This window comes from Pseudoalteromonas sp. Scap25 (genome assembly GCF_013394125.1).
GTDB lineage: Bacteria > Pseudomonadota > Gammaproteobacteria > Enterobacterales > Alteromonadaceae > Pseudoalteromonas.
In genome coordinates this window covers 105082-127704 of record NZ_CP041327.1, presented here as the reverse complement: position 1 = coordinate 127704, position 22623 = coordinate 105082, and the positions used below count along the sequence as shown (strand labels likewise).

The window sequence follows — 22623 nt, the reverse complement described above, 5'->3', positions numbered from 1 at the left end:
AATCAAAAAAATATTTGTGCTTATTTTTATCTAGCTAGAGATTTTTAGTGAAAACAAGGCGAAATTACGCGTCAATAGCTCGCCTATTGCAAATAAATTCAACGCAGTTAGCGCTGAAAATAGCTGCTTGAGATGGATTTATTATCCGGAGTTCAGGTTAAGTTAATTTATTCGTATTTTTTAAACAGTGCCTGTAAGTTATTCACTAATGTTGTTAGCCTTTGCGTATTTATTTGTGGCTGAAGTAATTCATCGTCTAGCGCTTTTGCCGCTAAGGCTATGTCTTTAAACTCGAACATTTGTGCCGCCCCTAACACTCGATGGCTATCTTTTTGCAGCGCCTGATAATCAGCATCTTTAAAGTGTCGCTTAATAAGCTCGCTTTCTTCGGCTAAACTTTGTTGAAAGCTCGTTACTAAATCACTCATATCAACATGAATCTGTTCAGTTGATACCTCTGTATTTGCAGCATTTAAGTATTTTGCTAGCACAGTATAAAAAGACTCTTTATCGATTGGCTTTGCTAAATAGTCACTAAACCCAAGTGATAGGTAATGGTCAATTTCGTGGCTCATGGCATTGGCCGTTAATGCTAAAATAGGCTGTTCATAACCACATTGCTTGAGTAGTTCAAACGCAGAAATACCATCCATAACTGGCATTTGAATATCTAACAGTACTAAATCTGGGTATAGCTTTAAACTTTGTTCTACTGCTTGCTCACCGTTTTCAACGGCAATCACTTCCAGCCCAAGAGAATGTAAATAACGACTAATCAGTTTGCGGTTATCACTGTGATCTTCAGCAAGAACCACTTTACCCGATAATAATCTATGTCGATCATCAGACTTTGCTTGCTGATCGTCATGGCAAACTTGCTCTTCAACTTGTATACAGGGCAAATAAAATGAAAACTCACTGCCTTTTTTAAACTCACTCTGCACACTTATATAGCCACCCATCATCGCCGCCAATTGCTGCGACAAGCTCAAACCTAGTCCTGTGCCACCAAAACGTCGACTAATACTGTTATCGGCTTGGCTAAAGCACTCAAAAATAAGTTTAAGTTGAGATGAGCTCATACCAATCCCAGTGTCTTTAATCGAAAAGAGTAACCCTTGCTCGGTTTTACTAACACCAATAGTTACTTGCCCTTTATGAGTAAACTTAATGGCATTAGCACATAAATTAATAAGAATTTGTTTTACTCGCATTAAATCTAATCGCGTAAAATAGGATTTTTCTAACTGGCAATCTAAAACTAACGATAAGTCTTTCGCTTTAGTTTGAGGAGAAAACATAGCGTGAATATCGTTGATAAGCTGCACCACATCAAAACAACTAATATTAAGTTCTAACCGGTTTGCCTCTATCTTACTTAAGTCCAACACATCATTAATCAAGCTTTTTAAATGCTCACTTTGACGTTGTATTACTCTAAGCTCATCTTGTAACTGTTCCGGCTTATATAGACCATTAATAAGATCATCAGTTTGTGCCAAAATAGCAGTTAACGGTGTTCTAATTTCATGGCTTATATTCGCTAAAAACTGGCTTTTCACCTCGTTTGCTTCACGCAGCTCCTGTGCCACACTTTGTAGCTCTTTGGTACGCTGTTCAACTTGTTCGCTTAACTTTAACTTAGCTTGCTTTTCTGTTCGGCGCTTATAAACAGCAATTACCGTAATTAAAATTAATATGGCAACAATCACCAACAAAAACGTTAACTGTGAACGTTTAGCTATTTGCAATTCTTGTAAGTATTGTTGTTGTTTTAATTGTTTAATTTCTTGGTTTAGCTGATTCGATTCAAACTGGATTTGAAATTGACTGACCGCTTTTGAGGCTTCTTCGGTATTCACACTACGCTGATAATCAACGTACTGTTGGTGTAAATTTAGCGCTTTTTCATAATCCCCTAAGCTCGCATTTATTAGTGCTTCAATTCCTAAGCCATCTTTAATACGCATGCCATTATTGTACTCTTTGGCAAGGGTAATTGAGTGCTCTGAGGTTTGTTTGGCACTTTGCGTATCACCTTGTACAAATTGAACAATTGACAACACATGTAACGCTGCCGCCAATAAAGACTTATTATCTGCCTCTATTGCAAATTGTTGGCCCGCATTAGCGTGATAAAAGGCAACATCAAATTTATTTAGCTTAAGGTTGATGGTGGCTAAATTTGTATGCTTAGTAGAAAGTTGAAACGCATTATTAACGCTTTGATAGTAACGTAAGGCCAACTGATTATAATGCAGTGCTAATTGGTACTGTCTCGATTCTGTGTAAGCTACTCCCATATTACCGTATGCTTGGGCAACACCGTCTTCATCGCCAAGTTCTTGAAAAACTTTTAAAACCTCACGGTACATCTCAAGAGCTGACTCATATCGAGAGAGACGAATATAAATACCGGCAATATTATGTAATATATCGGCCTTATCTTGTGCGCTTCCCTCTTTTTCATAAATTACTTTGGCTTGTTGATAATAATCAAGAGCTAGCTCCATGTTATACATATCAAAATAAGCAAGCCCGATATTACTAAGTAAATTAGCCTGCTTTATCGGACTTTTAAGCGCAATTGCGATGTTTAACGCGCGGCTATAATCAACGACCGCTTGTTGCACTAACCCTTGATAATAAAGCACAACTCCTTGCATTTTAATCGCACGAAAGAAAAGTTTAGGCTGATCTTTTAACGTACTACTGGTCTCTAGCAATTTAAAATATTTTAGTGCATTGGCTAAATCACTTTGCGCAAAAGCCAGCTCAGCTAAATCGCTATAAATAGTAATGCGTTGTAAATTTGGAACATCAGGGTTCGATAAGATATCGGTTGCAAGGCGATGCTTTTCAGGCCATGCTTGTTCAAGGTTAAACTGCTCAAACAAACTTGGCTGCTCATTTGATAAAGCGTCATTTGATGCACTACTTAAAACAGCCAAAAAGCCAATAAAGCAGATGCGCTTTAACTGAGTCAGCATAAAAATATCCTTAAATCCTTGCTAGCCATAACAAAACGACACCCAAACCAAGTATAAACATCTAATTTAGACCAATTCAAAACAGGCACTCACGCCCACTCCTTGGGGTTTAATGTTATTTGGGTATATGATAATTTATCCAAGATACACTAATTAATAGATTGTAAACAATGCTTAACCCTCTGATAGATGAGATTTTTGAACTATTAATCAATAAAAAAGTGTGGATGGTTCATACTTTAGCATCTGAGTTAAAACAACGTGGGTTTCTTGATACTTTAGCTGCCGAGCCTGAGCGCGACCTATTTAAGCGCAATTTTTTAATTATGAATGCGCTTTATCAGCTACAACAGCAATTAATGCCAAAACAACAATTAGTCGTTAAAAGCTTACATATTGAACTAGTAAACAGTTCCAGTTATAACCAACTACATCCTAACGATCCACTACGCGACTATTATTTAAACTGGCAAAATTTTGAAACATCTACGGATGAAGTCAAGGCGTTATTAGATAGCTTTTGGCAGCAATTTAGTAGGCCTACTTATCGCGAAATTCCGCTGAGTAATGAGCAGCAACAACAACTGCTGGTGCGTTGGCAATTAACATCGCCAGTCACACTAAAAGCATTACAAAAGCGTTGGCGACAACTTGCAGTGCAGCATCATCCAGATAAACAAGGAGGTGACAATGAGGTGTTTAAACAACTAAAAATAGAGTATGAGCAACTCAAGGCGAGTTGCTCAGATTAGATCGAGAGTTAACGCGTTAGCCGACGAGCACGAATTTTACGTCCTTTAATATTACCTTCGGTTAATTTGCGTAACGCTGGTTTAGATGAGTTACGCTCTACCGCAACAAATGCCACGTTATCAAGTACGTTGATTTTACCAACTTGGCGCCCAGCAACACCGTCTTTTCCGGTTAATGCGCCTAAAATATCACCCGCGCGCACTTTTTGCTTTTTGCCTGCATCTATCATCAGCGTCACCATTTCAGGTTTGTATGGCGGCTTATCTAATAGGTTATAAGATGGCATTGGCTCAGGATTAAAGTCACGCTCGTAATGGTCGCCAATTTGAGCCACTTTAAATTGCTCTGCCTCACCATAAATAGAACACGCAATCCCTTTTTTACCTGCTCGTCCGGTACGGCCAACACGATGTACATGAGTTTGTGGATCGTGAGCTAAGTGATAGTTAATTACCATGTCCATATCATCAATATCTAAGCCTCGTGCAGCTACATCAGTAGCGACTAAAATAGACGCACTCTTATTCGCAAAATGAATCAGTGTACGCTCACGGTCACGTTGCTCTAAATCACCATGCAATGCTACCGCACTAAAGCCTTCATCGGCTAAGTCATCACATACTTGCTGCGTTTCTACCTTGGTATTACAAAACACCACACAGCTTTGCGGGGTAAATTTAAGAAGTAGTAGCTTAAGGGTTGGATAGCGCTGTTTATTATTATCCATTTTGTAGAAGTATTGCTTAATCGTGCTTTTTTCTTGCTGCTCTTCTACTTTAATCATTTCTGGATTACTAAGTACACGCTTAGCAATGGCTTCGATTGATTTTGGAAAAGTAGCGCTAAATAACAACGTTTGACGATTGGTTGGAATGCGTTCAATTATGGCATCGAGGGTGTCTTGAAAACCCATATCAAGCATTTGGTCGGCTTCATCAAGTACCAGGGTTTCAACATCATCTAAACGCAATGTACCTTTACGAATATGATCGTCAACTCGCCCCGGTGTACCTACAATAATATGCGCACCATGTTCGAGTGAACCAATTTGCGGCCCAATTGAAACCCCACCACACAAAGTTAAAATCTTAATGTTATGAATACCACGCGCTAGTTTACGCATCTCAACCGCCACTTGCTCTGCAAGCTCACGAGTTGGGCATAATACTAGCGACTGAATACGAAAGCGTTTTACATTTAGCTTGGCTAAAACGCCTAAACTAAATGCCGCTGTTTTACCTGAGCCTGTTTTGGCTTGGGCAATAATATCTTTGCCACTTAAAACAGGCGGTAGGCTTTGCGCCTGTACAGGCGTCATTTGGGTGTAGCCAAGCGTTGATAAATTATCAACTAACCCTGAAGGTAAGGCCAACGATGAAAAAGCAGTTGCAGTCACAGTAAATTCCATAGCAAAAAATAACTTGAGAAAAGTCTCAATTAATATGCGGCTAATAATAGCAGAATTAACAATTAGCAACCATTAGCAACGTACGATTAAAAGTTGCAATAAAGATATTGCAAATGATAGTTGTTTTCATTAAGATCTGCGGCGTTTTACTACTCTAATAATTCTAAGCCGGAAGCCACTAATGAAACTTAACCCTCTTTTTATTGCACTTTTAGCCAGCACCTCTGCAAATGCATTTGCCAACACCGCAAATATAGAACGCATTGAAGTTAAAGGTAGCTACTTCAACGACTACAAAGTAGATAATGCCAGTGGGGCAATGAGAACCTCAACCTCATTACTCGATACCGCACAGTCAGTTACCGTAATCACTGACACAATCGTTAATGAGCAACTAGCAACCACTCTTGGTGAAGTATTGACCAATGATGCTAGTTTAACTGCAGGGTCTAAACAACGAAACAGAGAAGTATTTAACTTACGTGGTTTTCAATTAAGCTCATCAACCGGCTACCTGCGTGATGGCCACCAGCATTGGTCTCATTACCAACAACCCATTGAAATTTTAGAGCAAGTAGAAGTTATTAAAGGCCCTTCAAGTATTTTATATGGGCAATCAGGCCCCGGTGGCCTAGTTAACATGGTAACTAAAAAGCCAACTGCACAAACGCTATTTAGTGCCAGTGCCGATGTTGACCAACATGGTTCAACTCGCTTTATGCTTGATGCTGGCGGCGCACTCACCGAGGCTGAAGATTTACGTGCCCGTGGTGTATTAGTAAAACAAGATGTTGAATACTGGCGAGAATACCAAAATGGTGATAACCGCGAACGCGATCGCTTCTTAGGTGCCTTAGTGGTTGATTACGATATTAGCGATAATGCCCTAGTACGTGTTCATTATGATCGCACTGATGACGAAGCAGGCTTAGATACTGGCGCTTGGATAGATAATGATGCCAACATTATTGGTGATGACAAAACAATTCGTGATATGTCATGGGCCTTTACCGACATTACTGTTGAAAACATGGGTATTGATTTCAAAGTATTTTTAACCGATAACTGGCAAGTTAATTTAGGCTACAATGAGCAAACGTTTGAACGTCAGCGCTTTGAGTCAGCACCACGTAAGCCAAGTGACTTTATCGAAGGTGATAGTTACCAGTCACGTCCTTACGATCGCTATGATGATTGGCAGTTTAAAACTGCTTTTATTGACTTCATTGGCGAATTTGAAACCTTGGGTGTACATCATCAATTACTTGTAGGTGCTAACTCACTGGATTATTACTACGGCCAATTACGCACATCTGCTGATACGATTAATTTTTCTGCCGGTCAAAATGAGCCTAATCGCCCTAATATTAGTTACAAATCAGATGACACTATTAGCTCGTCTGCTTACGACTATTACGGGATTTATATCCAAGATTTAATTTCATTCTCACCAGAATGGCAAGTATCGCTAGGTGGTCGTTACGATAAACAAAGTAGAGAAAACAGCAATAACGAATCGTTCGTACCTAAGGTCGGCGTACTTTACCACCCTCATGCCTCTGCAACTGTTTATGCAAGTTACTCAGAAGGATTTGAGCCGCAAAACGAAACATTAGTAAATGAAAAAGATGTTAATAACGGTATGAAGCTCGATGCTATTACCTCTGAGCAAAAGGAAATTGGGGTAAAATGGCAACTGTTTGATGAACGATTAATGCTTAGCGGTGCCTTATTTGATATTAGCAAAACAGGCACCTTAGTGAGCGAAGAGCTGGTTAACCCTATCGGTGATATAACGAGCATCACCACGCAGGCAGGTGAGCAACGCCATAAAGGCTTTGAGCTTGCAGCTCAAGGTGCTGCAACTGACCGTTTATTTGTTATGGCATCAACCATGTATTTAGATGCTAACTATGAGCGTGATGAAGAATTAGAGGGCAAACGCCCAACTGATGCACCAAAATGGTCTGCCTCTTTATGGACACGTTATGAACTCAATGACGCTGTTGCTTTGAATGCCGGTGCTTTTTATGAGGGTGAACGTTTTGCTGATAATGCTAACACCGTAACAAAAGAGGGTTATACTCGTGTTGATATTGGCGCAACCTACAAGCTTAACTTAAGTAACAAAGATATTAACTTACGTTTAAACATTGAGAACTTATTCGATAAAAACTACCTAGCCGGTGGCGGTTTAAATAACGTTACCGTAGGTGAAGGCACAAGTGTGCGTTTAGCCGCACAATTTAGCTTCTAAGCTCATTCTTTATATAGCCCATATCAAAAAGTATGGGCTTTATAAACCAATCCTTTATGACATAATTACTTACAGTTTGCTGCTTTACTAATTTATCACTTGCTCTAAAGTTGTAAATTAACAAGGAGCCTTATTATGTTGCTTTTCAATACTGGTCAGTCATTTCCTCATTTTACACACGTTCAGTGCTGCCCTGGCTGCAACAGCAACAGCTATCACTTAGTTAATCAAAGCCGCTTTTTACGCTTTACCATTTTTCCTATATTTCCGATAAAGTTAAGTTATAAACGCGAGTGCTATCAATGCGGACATAGTGAGGCTATCAATATTAAGACGTTACCTCTGTTTGAGAAGCTTAGCCTACCAAAATACTGTATTGGATTAATTTTATTACTATGGGGGGCGTTATTTTTTTATCAAAAGCACCTCAACACTGAAGCACTAAAACAAAGCTATTTAACCTCCCCAAAAGCTTATGATACCTATTTAGTCAAAGCCGATAAATTCACTCACGAACCATGGACACTCACTAATTTAAAAGTTGCGCAAGTACTCAGCTTTGATGAGCAATTTATAACGTTTCAGGTGAGTAATTACAGCTATAAGCGCACTAGTGCCATTACCACAGCGATGCGTGCAAGTTTATTGGTACAAAGAGATTACTTTTCTTCTCAAACTATTACCCTGCCTCGTAATGAGATAAAACGTTTATACGAAGATGACATTATATTTGACGTGCTACGCCCACAAGCATATTCACTTTATGGCGGGTTTGTGATGTTTCCACCTAAACCTAAACCTCTTTATAAAGGCTTAAAACTTGATGAAAATAATCAGCAAGGGATTATTTACTATAAAGATAAGCAATATAACGAAGCGCTTGAAAGCTTTAACCTAGCAGCAAACTCAGGCTCACAATGGGGTCAACTAAATCTTGCTCAGATGTATCGTGATGGACAAGGTACAAAAAAGAACATTCAGCAGGCGATTTATTGGTATAAAAAAGCCATTGCTCAAGGTAATAGCAAAGCTATATACGAACTTGAGCAACTATGCAAAACAACTCAGTGCGAATAAAATAAAGTAGCGTTACCACCGCTACTTATTTGCTTTAAATAACTTAGTATAAGCGACATGCGCAATCACAATAACCAAACCAGCACCTATTCCTAACAGTCCGTCAAATACTAAAGGGGCTAGTATTTCTCCTGTGCTACCAGCAACCGACTGCGCATAATGAGTTACATCCACTTGGGTATGATGCAAAAGCTCAATTGCGTGTACTAAAATTCCACCACCCACTAAAAACATCGCCACCGTGCCCGCAAAGGCTAAAAACTGCATTAACCGTGGGGCTGCAGCTAATAAGGCTTTACCGAGTAATTCTTTAAACTTACTTGCGGAGAGTTTGGATTGATTAAGTAAATATAAACCTGCATCATCAAGCTTTACAATCCCTGCTACCAGTCCATAAACACCAATCGTCATAATGATGGCAATCACACTCAATACCAGCGCCTGATTGATTAATGTCGCCCCTGCGACCGTGCCTAATGTAATAACAATAATTTCAGCGGAAAGAATAAAATCAGTACGAATGGCGCCTTTAACTTTTTGTTTTTCATACTCTGCCAGATCTAAATTTTCAGCACCTTCTGTTGCTTCTGCATGATGAGATAAAAATATTTTTTCTGCGCCTTCAAAACATAAAAATAAGCCACCTATCATTAAAAGTGGGGTAATTAGCCAAGGCAACCACACACTAATTAATAACGCAGCAGGGACTAATATGGCTTTATTTAAAAACGACCCCTTTGCCACTGCCCATACAACGGGCAGCTCCCTATCAGCAGTAACCCCAGTAACTTGCTGAGCATTAAGCGCCAAATCATCACCAAGTACTCCGGCTGTTTTCTTTGTCGCAACTTTACTCATGGTCGCAATATCATCCAGCAAAGTCGTTATATCATCCAATAATGTTAAAAGGTTGGTGCCAGCCATGAAATTTCCTAACTAAAAATAAGATCTTAAACATAACGTAAAGCTATATTTTCACCAACGGTTAATTTAGCTTTGTTAAGCTCTTAATTAAACAAGGGACTCAAGAAGGCACAGCCAATGAAACACGCTATCGTTATTATTGCTCTAATAGCTTTGACTGCATGCAATAAGCAGCCAGTTACAAATAACTATGTTTGCGATAACGCACCTGCAAAACTTGATATTATTAGCAACAAGCAAGCAAAGCTGAGCTTTTATGACCATGATTACATATTGAATCATGAGGTGAGTGCTTCAGGCAGTAAATACATTAATCAAGAGGTGTTATTTTGGAGTAAAGGAGAACAAGCAATGCTAATAATTAACGGCAAAAAATACCAATGCAGCAACAATTAACCAATAGCTAACATCGCATTAAAAAACTTGCTACACTAACAAAAGTCTTAATATTGTTGATAAAGTTATGCAATCTCTCGCTATAAAACACAAAATAATTTTAGCCTTTTCAGCCATTGGCTTGTTGATACTAACCAGCTGCATATTTTTTTACTGGTCGCTCAATCAAATTAGTACCACTAACACGCGTATAGAAACGTTGGCAGTGCCTGTACAACAAGCAAGTAAAGACCTTCGTTTATCACTCCTTTCTATTACTAAATTTAATGCCATTGCTTATAGCCAAACTAAACTTAATTTACTACTGCAAAATAAAAAACAGGCACACGCTGAACAAACGCAGTTTTTTAGTAAATTAGAAACACTAAAAACACAAGTTGCCCAGCAGCAAGGCATGCAAACATTACTTAAAGCTATTAACAAAGACTTTGCCCAGCTAAATACAATAAGCAACCAAATGCTTGCAGCAAAAGAGCAACGTTTTAAGGCGCAAAGCTCAGCCGCAGCACTAACAATTACGTTCAATGAACAGCTTCGTGAGCTCAGCAACCGCTTGCTTGATATAGAGCTCATAAACGTGGAGAGTAACCAACAATCACTTTTAGATGCGGTATTTGGCACTGCGACTCGTGTTGATGATTTATTATTTACTTTAAATAATAACGTTAAAGGGATTGGGCAAATAACCACTTCAGAAAATATAAACGATCATCAACAAGACACCTCTTTTTTACTCGACAATATTAAATCTAATCTTAGTTACTTAGAGCAACAAGCCACCCCAATTGCTAATAAACTCAACACAAATGAGCTTATTACAGCATTTGATGATTTAAGCAGCCTATTAAATAATCCTGATGGGTTGTATGCCTTGCAAAATACTGTGCTCAATAATAAAGACAAAGTTGATCAGCGTTTTGAAAGCTTTCAAAACGCCTTTATTAGTATTGAAAATCAATTGATTGAGCTTAATAAACTTGCTGACACGCGCTTTAACTTTCTACAAGAGAGCGCTAAATCAGCAATTAATACTGGCTCTAGCTTAGTGATTATTATTGCGTTTGTATTAATTACTTTGCTGATTATTATTTCAGTATTTACTACTAACGCCATGCTAAAACCGCTTAAAAAGGTGAATAAAGAACTTGCTCGCATAGCCTCAGGTGACTTTTCTCAGCGTAGCAATCCTCATAGTAAAGATGAATTTGGTACGCTGATGCACAACACTAATAAGCTTTGTGATGATTTAACTCACTTAATAAAAGCCATTAGTAACGACGCTTACGAACTCGATAATTCAGCTATTCAAACCAGCGAAAAAGGCCAGCAAATGACTATTGTTGCTAAGCAACAGCTAGAACGTAGTGCACAAGCAACCTCATTAGCACAGCAAATGTTGCAAAGTTCTCAAGCCGTATACGAACAAGCGCAAAGCACCTCTAATGAAATTACTAATGCCTCGCAATTTGCCAATGACGTTAACGACATTGCAAATAATAATAGCCAAAGCATTGAAGCACTTTTAAATCGCTTAGATAAAGCAGTAAGCAGTACAGAAGAACTAGCCCAGTATACGCAACTAATTGGTGCCATTGTTGATACCATTAGCAGTATTGCAGAGCAAACTAATTTACTGGCACTTAATGCCGCAATTGAAGCTGCACGTGCTGGTGAGCATGGCCGCGGATTTGCCGTAGTAGCAGATGAAGTACGCTCGCTTGCAGCTCGCACACAAAGCTCTACAAGCGAAATTACCACCATGATTAACACTCTACAGCAGCATACTCAAACCACTCAAACTGAAATAAATGATGGGCAACAGCAAGCTAAGCATTGCGTTGAAAACAGTACTGAACTAAATAGTGCTGTTGAGCGTATTAAGAGCACGCTGGTATCGGTTAATGCTATGAGTAAAGAGATTGCGAGTGCCTCACATGAACAACTGGCAAACAGCACCGATATTCAACAAATAATGGCTAAGGTAACCGAGCAGGCTACCTTAAATGCCAACAATGCAACGACCCTAGCAAGCGAAAGTGAAGACGTTAACCAACTTGCACACTCGTTAAAAGGTGCAGTAGAGCGCTTTAAGTTTTAAGCGCAGCTAATGACTTGGCTTGTATGAACTGGGTATAATACTTTTAACTTTTTGCTAAGTAACGGCCCACAATGAAATACAAAGATCTGCGCGATTTTATCGATTTACTTGAGAAACGAGGCGAGTTAAAACGCATCAGCCAAGAAATCGACCCGTATCTTGAGATGACCGAAATTGCTGACCGCACACTGCGTGCCGAAGGCCCTGCTTTATTATTTGAAAACCCTAAAGGGTACGACATTCCCGTTTTAGCTAACTTGTTTGGTACCCCAAAGCGTGTAGCTATGGGTATGGGCCAAGAAGATGTGAGTGAATTACGTGAAGTTGGAAAATTACTCGCATTTCTAAAAGAGCCTGAGCCGCCAAAAGGCATTAAAGAAGCGCTCGGACAAATTCCGGTATTCAAGCAAGTACTTAATATGCCGGCTAAAGAAGTTAAAAAAGCCCCCTGCCAACAAGTTATTTTACAAGGTGACGACGTTGACTTAACTAAGTTTCCTATTCAGCACTGCTGGCCTGGCGATGCTGCACCTTTGATTACTTGGGGTTTAACCGTTACCAAAGGACCTCACAAAAAGCGCCAAAATTTAGGGATTTATCGTCAACAGCTATTGGGTAAAAATAAAATCATTATGCGTTGGTTATCTCATCGCGGTGGCGCGCTTGATTTTCAAGAGTGGTGTAAAGAACACCCTGGTCAGCCCTACCCTGTTTCGGTGGCATTAGGTGCAGATCCTGCGACTATTTTAGGTGCTGTTACCCCCGTTCCAGATACGTTAAGCGAATATGCCTTTGCAGGTTTACTACGTGGTAGTAAAACTGAAGTAGTTAAGTCAATCTCGAATGATTTACAAGTACCAGCCAGTGCAGAAATCGTACTTGAAGGGCATATTATGCCTGGAGAGATGGCGCCGGAAGGTCCATATGGCGACCACACAGGATACTACAACGAAGTCGACGACTTCCCAGTTATGACGGTCACTCATATTACACATCGTAAAGACCCTATTTACCATAGTACTTTTACTGGCCGTCCGCCGGATGAGCCGGCTATTTTAGGGGTGGCATTAAACGAAGTATTCGTACCAATCTTACAAAAGCAATTTCCAGAAATTGTCGATTTTTATTTACCGCCAGAAGGTTGTTCGTACCGTATGGCCGTGGTAACAATGAAAAAACAATATCCAGGTCACGCCAAGCGCGTAATGATGGGGGTTTGGTCATTCCTACGACAATTTATGTACACTAAGTTTGTTATTGTCTGTGATGATGATATTAACGCTAGAGATTGGAACGATGTAATTTGGGCTATCACTACTCGTATGGACCCTGCGCGCGACACGACGTTAATTGAAAACACGCCAATTGATTATTTAGATTTTGCATCGCCCGTATCTGGCCTAGGTTCAAAAATGGGTATGGATGCAACAAATAAATGGCCTGGTGAAACAACTCGAGAATGGGGCGAACCTATTGTAATGGATCAAGCCACTAAAGATCGTGTTGATGAGCTTTGGGATAGTTTAGATATTCTCTAACGACTTTGGTCTAGGGCTCTAGGCTGTAAACTCACCCTGCGGATATGCTATTATTGCTCAAATAAAGTGCGTATCCGCTAATTTAAGGTAAAACATGCAAACATTACTCGCTGAAGTTGTTTCTATCAGCCCACTCACAGAATTTGTTCATAAAGTTATTTTAAAGCCGCAACAGCCTGTAGCATTTGAAGCTGGTCAATATTTACAGTTGGTTTTAGGTGAAAAAGATAAACGTGCGTTTTCAATCGCGAGTCGCCCCTCACAAACTGATGCATTAGAATTACACATTGGCGCATCAAACGCAGACTCTTACGCGATGCAATCATTAGAACACCTTCGTAGTGCCCACAACGAGAACCAAACCGTAACTATTGAAGCAGGTTTAGGTATTTCTCAGCTGCGTTTGCAGTGCGAGCGTCCAATTATTTTACTCGCCGGCGGTACTGGTTTTTCTTACGCAAAGTCAATGGCCGAGCATTTAGCTGAAATCAACTGTGAGCGCCCGGTGCTATTTTACTGGGGCGTAAAAGAAGAGTCGGCGCTGTATGCACATACCGAAATGCAAGCATGGGCAGATAGCCGTGAAAACTTTAAATTTATTCCTGTCGTAGAGCATCCTACCGACAACTGGACTGGCCACACTGGTTATGTTCATAAAGCGGTGATGAACGATATCATCTCGTTAGAACCTTACGATATTTACATGGCAGGTCGTTTTGACATGATTGGCATAGTACGTGATGATTTTATAAATCATGGCGCTACTCGTGAAAACATGTACGCAGATGCATTCGCGTTCATAAAGTAACACCAGTTTAAGGTACCTTAGGGTGCCTTAATTGTTTTAATTGCTAGAACTGTGATTGTTATTACCTATTAAGCTCATCAACATAAACAATTTCCTAAAATCCAATCTATAAACCATACTTTGTACAGAACATTAAGCGGGAGAAACCTAAATGTTAAATACAAAAGTAAAAGATTTTATGCAACATAAGTTGCCTCATATCACCCCTAATACAGAAATGACCACAGCCATAGCAGAGCTAGAAAAATTTAAACTACTAGGCGCGCCGGTATTTGATGATAATAAGGTGCTCGTTGGCTTTATCTCAGAGCAAGAATTACTTAAACCCTTAATGCAAAGTAGTTATTTTTGTGATGGTATGGTTAAAGTATCGCAGTTGATGCAAACAGATGTGGTAACCGTGCACGGCGATACCAATATTATGGAATTAGCAGAACAAATGAAGCCTGGTAAACCTAAAAATTATCCCGTGATCGATGGCGGTGTAGTGGTAGGTATGATTAGCCGTGCCGATATATTAAAAGCACTTTATAATAATTACGTTAGTTGTAATGCGCACATATAAAAAAATGCCACTGTAAACAGTGGCATTTTTAATTATATAGACAATTTAACGCTGTGCGACTTTAGCTTTAAGTGCATTTTTATCAGCGTCACTTAAATAGGCAATTTCCAGCGCATTCGCTTGCGCTTTTTCCATATCAGCTTGTGACAAACCTGCTTTTGGTGCTGCCACTGCGTACTCGTACTCAATTTCAATGCCTTCAACAGCTGGGTCATCCGTGTTAAGACAAGCTAAAATACCATGATCTAAAAACTGCTTAAGTGGGTGTTTGGTTAAATCATTCACTGTACTGGTTTGAATATTACTGGTTAAGCACGATTCAATACCAATACGGTTATCGCGTAAATAATCCATTAGTTTTGGATCTTCAATCGCTTTAACACCATGGCCTATTCTGCTTGCGCCAAGCTCGTTTAATGCTTGCCAAATACTTGGAGCACCTAACGCTTCACCAGCATGCACAGTAACAGCCAAATATGCATCACGTACTTGCTTAAAATGATCAACAAACAACTCGCCAGGATAACCAATCTCATCACCGGCCAAATCCACTGCAACCAAATCATTTTTAAAGGCAAGTAACGCGTCCAACTCGTGCTGACAGGTTTTAACTCCGTATGTACGAGACAAAATACCAATTAAGTTTGCTTTTATATCAGTATCTTTTGTTGCACTTCGGATACCATCAACCACTGCTTCAACAACGCCTTGAGGGTGTAATCCTTGGCTTTGAGCCATATAATAAGGACTAAAACGCAGCTCTACATAATCAAGACCCTGCGCTTGTGCATCTTCAATGTTTTCTATCGCAATACGTCTACAGGCATCGTAATCACCTAGTACCGTCACTCCCCAGTCAAGCTTTTGTAAAAATGCCATTAAGTTTGGCTCAGGATCAATAACCTGAACATGGGGAATAAGTGCTTCAACATTGTCCGCTGGTAAAGCGATATTAAACTGACGACCAAGTTCTAGTATGGTTTGCGCGCGTACATTACCATCTAAATGACGGTGAATATCTAGCAAAGGTATTTTTCTATTGATCATAATAGCTACTCGGTTGAATTAAAATTGCGCGAATGATACGCAGGTACAGTAATATTTCAAGTGTAGAATACTTAAAATAGCGCTTGGAGGTCTTATGTCTGCTTTTTATATAAAAAGAGTTAACGTGATAAATAAAACCAAATCATTTTAAACAGTGCATCTGCATCAATAGGTTTAGTTATATAGTTATCCATTCCGACGTTAATCGCTTTTTTAGCATCTTCTTCGTGCGCATTAGCAGATAGGCCAATAATAGGTAAATCTAAAAAGCCTAACTCATTACGAATCACTTTTGTTGCTTTTAAGCCATCCATTTGTGGCATTTGAATATCCATTAATACTAAGTCGTATCTTTTATCGCTTAGCATTTTAATCGCTTCAAGTCCGTTATTAGCAATATCTACAACACCCTGCTTGGTTTCTAAAATAGCGGTGGCCACATGTTGATTTAATGGGTTGTCTTCAACGAGTAGTAAGCGATACTTCGCCAGTGATAGGTTGCTTATATCTATTTTATCTAACTTACCTGAATAATATTGTGCTTTAGGTAGCGGAGAATGGAGCGGTAAACTAAAGGTAAAAGTAGAGCCGTGACCCTCACTACTTTTTAAATCAATTGCTCCTCCCATCAGCTCTACTAATTTTTTACAAATACTTAAACCAAGCCCTGTGCCACCAAACTGGCGTGAGGTTGAACTATCAGCCTGAGAGAATGGGTTAAATAGCTGTTTTTGTGCCTCCTCACTAATTCCAATCCCCGTATCATTGACACTAAAATAAGTCATTTTTGCTGACTGCCAAATCTTTAATGTGATACTACCCTTAGCAGTAAACTTAACGGCATTATTTAATAAGTTCAGCAGCACCTGCTTTAAACGAATAGGATCGGTATTAACAACTAAAGGAGCATCATTATCAACCTCAACTTGTAGTGACAAGGGCTTATTACTAACTTCAAAATGCATTAAACTCATAACTTCTTTTGCCAATAACTTTAACTCTACAGACTCTTGTACTAACTCAAGCTTGCCCGCTTCCATTTTTGAAAAATCGAGCACATCATTTAGCACTCTCAATAAGACACTGACCGCACCGTCAGCTTGCTCTATGTAAGTTTTTGCTAATGACCAGTCCTGCTGTTGCAGTGCTAAGTAATGCATGCCTTTAATACCGTTAATTGGGGTACGAATTTCGTGGCTCATATTAGCTAAAAACTGACTTTTTATCTCACTGGCTTCATCCGCTTTCTGCTTTTCCTGACGCAAAGTTAGTGTTTGCTTTGCAACTTGTTCGCGTATACGAACATTGGTGGCGACCACTGAAATTAAAAACATAATCAATAGCCAAACAAATAGCATACCTACTATCTGTGCTAGCCAATAAATTAGCCAGGTTGATTGCGTTTTAGGTTGGTATATTTCTACTTGCCACAACCTATGGCCAATTAACAACTGATAATCTTTTAGCAACGTCATTGAGTCATGCTCAACGCTATAAAGAGCCTGTTTATTATCTGCTTTATTGATATCAGTAAAACCAATCGCAACTTCATTACCGCTATCAAACGAAAGTGCCTCAGACAACTTAGCTAAACTCACCAAGGCAATTACAAACCCTTTAAAGTCACCTTCAATATCAGGAGCACCAAAGACAGGAGAAATAAAAAGCACGCTTAATTCCTCGTCTGCAGGAGCTAGCTTAAATGGCTCACTCAATACCAGCTCATTAAGAATTTTTGCTTTATTGAGTGCATCACGAATATGTAAATCAGAGTTCAAATCAAAGCCCAGCAGATCTTGCATATTCTTTATGGGGTAAATATATTTTATGGGGTAATAAGTATTGCTAAAGAGCGCGGGTTGCCATTGACCATTCGCCATCCTTTGCTTTATAACGACACTTTTGTCCCATTGGGCAGGTTCGTTAATAGAATTAGCTGTGATCATTGGCACCCAATTTAACGCTAAAATTTCTTCATTGTAGCTCAACTGCTTAGAGGTAAAATGATTAAACTCATCGAGAATAACCTGATCACTACTTGCTAAAAATGCACCTAACAAAGATAGATGAGCAGCCACTTCATCTAACTTTTGATTAATGGCACTTTGTGCCATCAACACTTTATCTTCTTGCTTTTGAATGTCTTTTTGTTTTTTTACACTTGCTGCGCCATAAAAGCTAACGCTAATAATGGCGTAAATAAGTAACGCAGGCAAAATAACCTGTAGCCGATGACGTAACTGCGAATAGTTAAATATGGCCAATACCAATGGAGTAAAAACAAGTACGCCAATTGAGTCACCTATCCACCAGGTAATAAAGGTACTAAGCGCAGCAGGTGGGCTAATTATATTATTGAAAAAAAGTAGACTGGTTCCAACACCTGCCGCTATTACACAACATAGTGGCCCACCAATCACCAAGCTTTGAATACTAAGTCTAAGAGAAGATAAATTAAGGGGGACTTTAATGACTCTGATAATGAGGAATGCACCTAGCCACGCCTGAAAAAAAACAGCACAGCTGACGGCAATAGCTTGCAATAAGACTTGCCAATTTAAAATATCAGCAGCATTGTCTAAGTGAATTAAATTAACAAACGCTGCGCCTGCAAAAATCCCCGCATAAGCACGGCGCCTCCATAGTAAAAAGCTTGCCAGCGCAATACCGGCTGGAGGCCAAGAGGCAACCGCATAACCATTAACGGCGAATAAAAAATTACTCAGGTAACCGCTAAAGAAATAAGCGCATGCGAGGCTAAAAGATAATGTAAATACATTTTTCACAACCGTCGCTCCTGCGCTTTTATTATTGATTTATAACTATAATTGATTATTGGTAGAGTACAAGTGCCTTATCTAATTGTGCACTGTGTTTATAACTTAATATCGCTTGTTGTCGGTACTGTGCTTTATTTTCGCTATTGAGTGCTTTGTCAAAAACACGTGCGGCTAAGTCATAATCACCTTGCGCATTAGCTAAACACGCTAACGCTAATAGTAACGCATTATTATGCTCATCTTTTTTCAGTCGCTCTTGAATGCTTGATTGCAACTTATAAGCATTACTTGGTACAGCTTCACTTAAAATGTGAGCCAGTTGTTCATGCTGTTTTTGCTTGAGTAATTTAACTAGCTCATTTTCGATGCTTGCTAATTGCCCTACTTTAGCCATTTGAGTTAAATAAGCCGTATGCGCATGCGCCTGCAACTTTTTACCTAAATGTTGATATTTAGCGGTTAACTCATCATTTGCTTGCGCAGCAAAATAAGCTAAAAACACTTGCTGCCACTGGGTATCATTCAAGGCGTTTTTGCGCAATAAACGCGGTAAAAAATCTTCAAGCAATTTAAAATGCTGTTGCTGCACTAAAACTTCGGTGTACAACTTCAAATCAAGCACCGTGGCTTTTTTAGATTCTGCTGCCACCCGTATTTGCGGTTCAATTACACTGCTGTCGCCACTAGCTAACCATAACTTAGCCACTTTAAGTTGTTGCTCTGGGCTGATTTCAAACAAACGTTCAAGCGCTTTATCAGGCTGGTTATTTGCCAGTGCGGTTTTTGCTAATAACGCTAAACGTATATCGGTAAATTTAGCAGGCACACTATTACTTGATAGCGCACTTTCTACTTGTTCGTAATCATCATTAATGAGACTCCACAATGCTTGCTCTATAGCCGCATGTTTACGCTCTTGGCTTCGCGCAAAAAAACCATGCTTAGTGTTTCTATAAATAGATAAACAATAACGCACTAGCTTGTAAGTTAAATACAAAGCTGCCGTACTCAGTGCTGCCATTATACAAAATGAAACAATCGTCCCCTCTATGGTGGTATTGTTAAATGAAATCAGCACATAGCCTTTTTCATCTAACACAAAGGGAGTAATCGCTAGCACCAACACAATAGCGACAATAAAAATAATCAGCCCTATCATTGTGCCCACTCCTTCACTTTTTGAGTGCTTTGCAGTGTTACTTGAGGGTTAAAGTTAAGCGATTCTTTTTCAAGATTGGCTAACGTCTGTATTACCACTTTTGTTGCATCGTCATCTTGTTTAAAGTATTCATTAACCAAACGTTTTGTATCATTCAAAGCGTTAAAATAAATACTAGCTTGTTTACCCATTAATGCGTCTTGCGCCTGAGTAATATTAAGCTTGATGCGCTGGGTAATTAAATGACGCTCTCGGTCAGTTAATAGTGGCTCAATTAATACGCCTTCATGATGGCGAATAGTAATAAAGCTATCGACTATTTTATTCCAACTATTACGAATGTTTTGTTGCCAATCACTAACATCTTCAGAGAGTGCATTCTCATCACTTATACTCGCCTCTTCAGGCAAATTAACCGCATTAAATACCAAGTCATCAATACGCTTTATTACGCTGTTTAATTGTAAATAAATCGCTTCTGTCGCAACGGGTTTAATATTGTCGAGTGTTTGTATGTCTTGTGTAATTGCTTGGCGTAACTCAAGCGTACCTGGATGATCGCTTAATAATGAGTCTAAACGTTTAAGCACGGCACTTGTGCCTAGGTAATCTTGTTCTGCCCACAGTTTAAATTCAGCCATGCGTTGCAAGCTGGTGACCTCTTGTGGATTTAATGTATTACCACTTTGCTGTACCTTTTGCAGTGCGGCTTTTAATACTTGTTGATTTTTTACAGAGTTCTCATTGAGTGCCATAGCGATTTGCTCTTCGCTATTAAGCAACGCTTGTTGCAAACTGAGTTGCTCAGACTTAAGCGTTTGCAGCTCTTGCTGCAATATCTTATTTTGCTCTGTTAATGCATTAACCGCTAAATTTTGCACTTTACCGGCATTAAGCTTTTGATAAAATTCATAACCCACACCACTGGCAACAAGCAAGGAAATCACTAACGCAACGCTACCTACTTTACTTACTTTTTGAGGAATATTTTGCGTTTGGTTATTCACTTTTGCAGACTCACTTTTAGTCGTATTTGAGGTGCTATTTGCTGTTGGCTTCGCTTCTTTTTCTACTTTTGACGTCGCTGACTGTTCACTCATTTTGCTACCTTGCTGATTAATGCAGGTAAACATAGCCTGGTCGCTAGCTCCTGCCGCAGTGTGTATATGGGTCGAATTTATTTTTTGTTGTTGTAAATAAGCACCAATGCGCTCACTGGCAACATAAAACTCGCACTGTTGTAACCATGTTAGTTGCGCCGCCGAGATAGTATTAAATATGGCGTCAACTGCAGCATTACTTGTAATGACTATACCGTGTACATTCTGGCTTTGCCAGTGGTCTATCCAGTTAGCTGAGCTAGGCTCTACTGGTTTACGTTGATACACCACACAATTATTTAAATGAGCACCACGTTGCTTCAAGGTTTTTGCTATTTCAGGTCGCCCGCCAATCCCTTTTACTAACACAATATTACTGCCGTCAACATCAGCCAAAGACTTAAGTGCGAGTAACCCTTCAGAGTCATGTTGTTTTGGTAGTGCGGCACGCACACCAAATACTTCATAAATAGTATCAGCTGTTTGTTGCCCAACCCCATAAAACTGTGCTTTGGTATTAATAGCAGGCTTAAGTGCATTTAATGCATGCACCGCATCCTGTGAAACAAAAATAATTTTGTCAGCGTTCACCAGCGGGCTTAATTCAACGTTTGTTGGCGTTAAGTAGGTTATTTTTAAAACAGGATATAAAGACGCTTGATAACCCGCTTGCTCAAGTTGCTGTGCAAGGGCTGCGCCTTTTCCTTCGGGCCGAGTTATCAAGATATGTTTCATTATGCGTCTCGATATACGTCAGCTAGAATTTTATCTGCGCCTTGTGCTAATAGTTTTTTAGCCAGCTCTATACCTAGCTTTTCAGCATCATCAACGTGACCGCTAATTTCATCGCGTAAAATTTCACTGCCATCAATCGCACCGACCAAACCACGTAAATGTACTTGGTTACCATCAACCAGTGCATAAGCACCAATTGGCACTTGGCAACCCCCTTCTAAATGGCGGTTCATTGCGCGCTCAGCGTTAACACGAATACGTGTTTCGTTATGCTCAAGCGGCGCTAACAATGCTTTTGTCACGCTATCGTCTATACGACACTCAATGCCTACAGCGCCTTGGCCATTAGCAGGTAACGAGACTTCTGGTTCAATAAAGTCACGAATACGCTCGCCCATCTCTAAACGAATTAGTCCTGCAGCTGCGAGTATAATGGCATCGTATTGGCCGCTATCAAGCTTAGCTAAACGTGTATTTACATTGCCACGTAAGTCGCGAATTTCTAAATCCGGACGCATCGCTCTAATTTGACACTGGCGACGTAAACTTGAAGTCCCCACAATAGCGCCTTGTGGTAGCGCATCAATATTGGCAAAGTTATTTGATACAAACGCATCACGCGGATCTTCACGCTCACAAATAGTGTGTAACTCTAAATCATCCGGAAATTCTACCGGCACATCTTTCATTGAATGCACTGCAATATCTGCACGGCCATCTAACATGGCTTGCTCTAACTCTTTTACAAATAAACCTTTGCCGCCAATTTTAGCTAGTGGTGTATCTAAAATAATGTCACCTTGAGTCGACATTGGCACGAGCTCTACACGCACGTCATCATGAAAATGCTCTAGCTGCGCTTTTACAAATTCAGCCTGCCAGAGTGCCAATGCACTTTTACGAGTGGCAATGCGAACTAACTTTGTTTTTTCAGTCATAAAATATCCATTAATAATTACTAGCTTTTAGAATTAAAACTTATTCAATC

16 protein-coding genes are annotated in these 22623 nt (G+C 39.6%); 8 read left to right on the top strand and 8 right to left on the bottom strand.

Going from position 1 to position 22623, the window contains the following annotated elements:
• Positions 1-167 precede the first annotated feature (167 nt).
• On the bottom strand, positions 168-2990 hold the full coding sequence (locus FLM54_RS00615; RefSeq protein ID WP_178954556.1) for a tetratricopeptide repeat protein: 2823 nt from the start codon (positions 2988-2990) through the stop codon (positions 168-170).
• Between the two features lie 170 nt (positions 2991-3160).
• On the opposite strand from FLM54_RS00615, the gene FLM54_RS00610 reads away from it, so the two are divergent.
• Positions 3161-3742 carry a DNA-J related domain-containing protein gene (locus FLM54_RS00610; RefSeq protein ID WP_138571049.1) on the top strand — a complete coding sequence of 194 codons (582 nt, stop codon included), beginning with the start codon at positions 3161-3163 and terminating at the stop codon, positions 3740-3742.
• 8 nt (positions 3743-3750) lie between these two features.
• Here the strand turns inward: FLM54_RS00610 and dbpA are convergent, their stop codons facing one another.
• Positions 3751-5139 carry an ATP-dependent RNA helicase DbpA gene (gene dbpA, locus FLM54_RS00605; protein WP_178954554.1) on the bottom strand — a complete coding sequence of 463 codons (1389 nt, stop codon included), beginning with the start codon at positions 5137-5139 and terminating at the stop codon, positions 3751-3753.
• 193 nt (positions 5140-5332) lie between these two features.
• On the opposite strand from dbpA, the gene FLM54_RS00600 reads away from it, so the two are divergent.
• Positions 5333-7408: a TonB-dependent siderophore receptor gene (locus FLM54_RS00600; RefSeq protein ID WP_178954552.1), complete on the top strand. Its 2076-nt coding sequence runs from the start codon at positions 5333-5335 to the stop codon at positions 7406-7408.
• Between the two features lie 135 nt (positions 7409-7543).
• The gene (locus tag FLM54_RS00595) at positions 7544-8485 is read left to right on the top strand and encodes a tetratricopeptide repeat protein (RefSeq protein ID WP_178954550.1); all 942 of its coding nucleotides are present in this window, start codon (positions 7544-7546) and stop codon (positions 8483-8485) included.
• A 21-nt stretch (positions 8486-8506) separates the two neighbouring features.
• Here FLM54_RS00595 and FLM54_RS00590 read toward each other — a convergent pair whose 3' ends face one another.
• Positions 8507-9409: a DUF808 domain-containing protein gene (locus FLM54_RS00590; RefSeq protein WP_178954548.1), complete on the bottom strand. Its 903-nt coding sequence runs from the start codon at positions 9407-9409 to the stop codon at positions 8507-8509.
• A gap of 117 nt (positions 9410-9526) precedes the next feature.
• On the opposite strand from FLM54_RS00590, the gene FLM54_RS00585 reads away from it, so the two are divergent.
• From FLM54_RS00585 to FLM54_RS00565, 5 genes are all read left to right on the top strand, one after another.
• Positions 9527-9805 (top strand): MliC family protein, encoded by a 279-nt coding sequence (locus tag FLM54_RS00585; protein ID WP_138605415.1) that lies wholly within the window; start codon positions 9527-9529, stop codon positions 9803-9805.
• Positions 9806-9872: 67 nt separating this feature from the next.
• A complete protein-coding gene (locus FLM54_RS00580; RefSeq protein ID WP_178954546.1) occupies positions 9873-11903 on the top strand; it encodes a methyl-accepting chemotaxis protein in 2031 nt (676 codons plus the stop codon).
• Between the two features lie 71 nt (positions 11904-11974).
• A complete protein-coding gene (gene ubiD, locus FLM54_RS00575; RefSeq protein WP_010392659.1) occupies positions 11975-13441 on the top strand; it encodes a 4-hydroxy-3-polyprenylbenzoate decarboxylase in 1467 nt (488 codons plus the stop codon).
• Between the two features lie 94 nt (positions 13442-13535).
• Entirely contained in the window at positions 13536-14249 is a 714-nt protein-coding gene (gene fre, locus FLM54_RS00570) for an NAD(P)H-flavin reductase (protein ID WP_178954544.1), read from the top strand.
• 151 nt (positions 14250-14400) lie between these two features.
• Entirely contained in the window at positions 14401-14814 is a 414-nt protein-coding gene (locus tag FLM54_RS00565) for a CBS domain-containing protein (RefSeq protein ID WP_054202871.1), read from the top strand.
• 45 nt (positions 14815-14859) lie between these two features.
• Here FLM54_RS00565 and add read toward each other — a convergent pair whose 3' ends face one another.
• From add to hemC, 5 genes are all read right to left on the bottom strand, one after another.
• Positions 14860-15861, bottom strand: coding sequence for an adenosine deaminase (gene add / locus FLM54_RS00560; protein WP_010392653.1), 1002 nt, complete (start codon positions 15859-15861; stop codon positions 14860-14862).
• A 119-nt stretch (positions 15862-15980) separates the two neighbouring features.
• Complete coding sequence (locus FLM54_RS00555; RefSeq protein ID WP_138605425.1) at positions 15981-18647, bottom strand: ATP-binding protein; 2667 nt, start codon at positions 18645-18647, stop codon at positions 15981-15983.
• A gap of 46 nt (positions 18648-18693) precedes the next feature.
• Positions 18694-19800 carry a heme biosynthesis HemY N-terminal domain-containing protein gene (locus FLM54_RS00550; protein ID WP_178954542.1) on the bottom strand — a complete coding sequence of 369 codons (1107 nt, stop codon included), beginning with the start codon at positions 19798-19800 and terminating at the stop codon, positions 18694-18696.
• Complete coding sequence (locus FLM54_RS00545) at positions 19797-21635, bottom strand: uroporphyrinogen-III synthase (protein WP_178954540.1); 1839 nt, start codon at positions 21633-21635, stop codon at positions 19797-19799. Before FLM54_RS00545 ends, FLM54_RS00550 begins: the two co-directional genes overlap by 4 nt.
• On the bottom strand, positions 21635-22573 hold the full coding sequence (hemC, locus tag FLM54_RS00540) for a hydroxymethylbilane synthase (RefSeq protein WP_178954538.1): 939 nt from the start codon (positions 22571-22573) through the stop codon (positions 21635-21637). The genes FLM54_RS00545 and hemC overlap by 1 nt, the downstream gene beginning before the upstream one ends.
• Between the last annotated feature and the right edge of the window lie 50 nt (positions 22574-22623).